Below are 2643 nucleotides of genomic sequence, written 5' to 3' on the forward strand. Positions count from 1 at the left end.
CGGCTGCGAGGAGCGATTCCGCGGCGAGGACAACCTCGTGTGGCAGAGCTACCTGCAGGCGTGCCGCGAGCTCGGGTGCGAGCCGACGCCGCTCAAGATCACGATCTTCTCGCCGATCCCGCTCTCGGGCGGGCTGGGCTCGAGCTCGACCTGCGTGATCGCGGGCGTCGCCGCGGCGCAGGTCCTCGGGCGCGGGGAGTACGACCGTGACGAGTGCCTCGAGCTCGCGACGCGCATCGAGGGGCACCCGGACAACGTCGCCCCCGCCATCATGGGAGGGCTCGTGAGCTCCTTCATCGAGGACGACGACACCACCTCCACGCGCATGGACATCGCGGACAACCTGCGCTTTATTGCCGTGGCGCCGCCCTACGAGGTACGCACCGCGGACGCTCGCCGCGTGCTTCCGAAGGAGGTCCCCGCCTCGACCGCCGTCTGGCAGATGGGCCGCTGCGTGGCGGTCGTCCGCGCGCTCGAGACCGGCAACGCGGAACTGCTCGGCAAGGCGAACCACGACAAGCTTCACGAGCCCTACCGCAGCCGTCTCATCCCCGACTTCGAGCCGCTGAAGAAGGCCGCCCTCGACGCCGGTGCCTGCGCGTTCATGATCTCCGGCTCCGGATCCACCATGCTCGCCGTAGCCGATGGCGACGAGCTCGCCTCTGCCGTCCACGACGCGCTCGCAGAGGCGCGCCCCGGGTTCTGGCTGCGCACCCTGAGCGCCAACTCCCTCGGGACCACCGTGGACCTCAACTAAGCCGCAGCTCTCCCCTAGCATCGCTCAGGAGCATCCCCACAAAAGAATGGCACCCCGCTTCGCGCGAGGGGCCATTCTTTGTAGCCATGTGCTAGGCATCAGATCAAGGTCGAAGCCTAGCCGCCGAGGTAGGCCTTGCGGACGTCGTCATCGACGAGCAGCTCGGCGCCGGTGCCGGTCTTCTTGATCGTGCCGATCTCGAGGACGTAGGCGCGATCGGCGATGGAGAGCGCCATGTTCGCGTTCTGCTCGACGAGCAGGATGGTGGTGCCAGTGGCGTTGAGCTCCTTGATGATGTCGAAGATCTCCTGCACAAGTATCGGGGCGAGGCCCATCGAGGGCTCGTCGAGCATCAGCAGGTCAGGCTTGCTCATGAGGGCGCGGCCCATGGCGAGCATCTGCTGCTCGCCGCCGGAGAGCGTGCCCGCGGACTGCTCCATGCGCTCGCGCAGGCGCGGGAAGCGCTCGTAGACGTGCTCGATGGTCTCGCGGTTCTCGGTATCGGAGCGGGTGTAGCCGCCCATGTCGAGGTTCTCCGCGACGCTCATCTGGGCGAAGACGCGACGGCCCTCGGGGCACAGCGCGAGGCCGCGCTCGACGATCTTGTGCGCCTTCACGCCAACGATGGACTCGCCCTTGAACTCGACGACGCCCTCGTCGGGCTTGATCAGGCCGGCGATGGTGTTCAGCGTGGTCGACTTGCCGGCGCCGTTCGCGCCGATGAGCGTGACGATCTCGCCCTTCTTGATGTCGAACGAGATGCCGCGGACGGCCTTGATGGCGCCGTAGCTCACGTGCAGGTCGTTGACGGAAAGCAGTGTCTCGGCCACGTTAGTTCACCCCCTGCTTGCCAAGGTACGCCTCGATGACCTTGGGGTTGTTCTGAATCTGCTCGGGCGTGCCCTTGGCAATGATGCGCCCGTAGTCGAGGACGCCGACGACCTCGCAGACGCCCATAACGAGGCTCATGTCGTGCTCGATGAGCAGGATAGCGATGCCGAACTGGTCGCGGATCTTCTGGATGTTCTCCATGAGCTCCTCGGTCTCGGCAGGGTTCATGCCGGCCGCGGGCTCGTCGAGGAGCAGCACCTTGGGCTGCGTGGCAAGCGCGCGCAGGATCTCGAGCCTGCGCTGGGCGCCATAGGGCAGGTTGCCCGCCTGGGTGCCGGCGAACTTCCTCATGTCGAAGATGTCGAGAAGCTCGAGGGCCTTGTCGTGGAACTCGGCCTCTTGCTTCCAGTGGCCGGGAAGGCGCAGGACGTCGGTGACGAGATTCGATTTCATGGAATTGCCGAAGCCGACGAGCACGTTCTCCTCCACCGACATCTGCGTGAAGAGGCGGATGTTCTGGAACGTGCGGGCGATGCCCATGCGGTTGACCTCGGTCACGGACTTGCCGGCGGTCGCGGTGCCGTCGAGCAGGATGGAGCCGCGCGTGGGCTTGTAGACGTTGGTCAGCAGGTTGAAGACGGTCGTCTTTCCCGCGCCGTTCGGGCCGATGAGGCCCGAGATCTCGGTGCGGCCGAGGGCGATGTTGAAGTCGTCGACCGCGGTGAGGCCGCCGAAGTCGATGCCGAGGTTCGTCGCCTCGAGCACGGGGCGTTTGTACGCATCGCGCTCGGGGATGAGGTTCGGGCTCTTGGGCTCGACGAGCTTGACGTCGCCGTGAATCACCTTACTCATGGTCGCTCACCTCCTGGGCGGGCTCGGGTTCCGCAGCGGGCTTCTTTTTCCAAGGGAAGTCCTTGTTCAGGCAGCGCTCGATCACGCGGGAAAGCGAGAAATCGTAGCTGCCGAGCAGGCCCTGCGGGCGGAAGATCATGACGAGGATCAGCACGACGGCGTAGACGACCATGCGGTATTCGGAGAACGCGCGCAGCGCCTCG

At 66.0% G+C, this 2643-nt stretch carries 3 protein-coding genes and 1 pseudogene; 1 reads left to right on the plus strand and 3 read right to left on the minus strand.

What is annotated here, in order from left to right:
* A partial coding sequence (thrB, locus tag ACT84W_RS04915) for a homoserine kinase (RefSeq protein ID WP_444328398.1) occupies positions 1 to 757 on the plus strand: 757 nt, incomplete at its 5' end.
* Positions 758 to 873: 116 nt separating this feature from the next.
* On the opposite strand, the gene ACT84W_RS04920 is transcribed toward thrB, so the two are convergent.
* The 3 genes and pseudogenes from ACT84W_RS04920 to ACT84W_RS04930 form a co-directional block, all read right to left on the minus strand.
* A complete protein-coding gene (locus tag ACT84W_RS04920) occupies positions 874 to 1587 on the minus strand; it encodes an ABC transporter ATP-binding protein (protein ID WP_444328399.1) in 714 nt (237 codons plus the stop codon).
* A 1-nt stretch (position 1588) separates the two neighbouring features.
* Positions 1589 to 2440, minus strand: a complete 852-nt coding sequence (locus ACT84W_RS04925) for an ABC transporter ATP-binding protein (protein ID WP_417575547.1) — start codon at positions 2438 to 2440, stop codon at positions 1589 to 1591.
* A pseudogene (locus ACT84W_RS04930) lies at positions 2433 to 2643 on the minus strand (branched-chain amino acid ABC transporter permease); the annotation flags it as partial. The gene ACT84W_RS04925 and the pseudogene ACT84W_RS04930, both read right to left, overlap by 8 nt.

The sequence above is a fragment of the Paratractidigestivibacter sp. genome (genome assembly GCF_052362415.1).
In the GTDB taxonomy this organism is placed as follows: domain Bacteria; phylum Actinomycetota; class Coriobacteriia; order Coriobacteriales; family Atopobiaceae; genus Paratractidigestivibacter.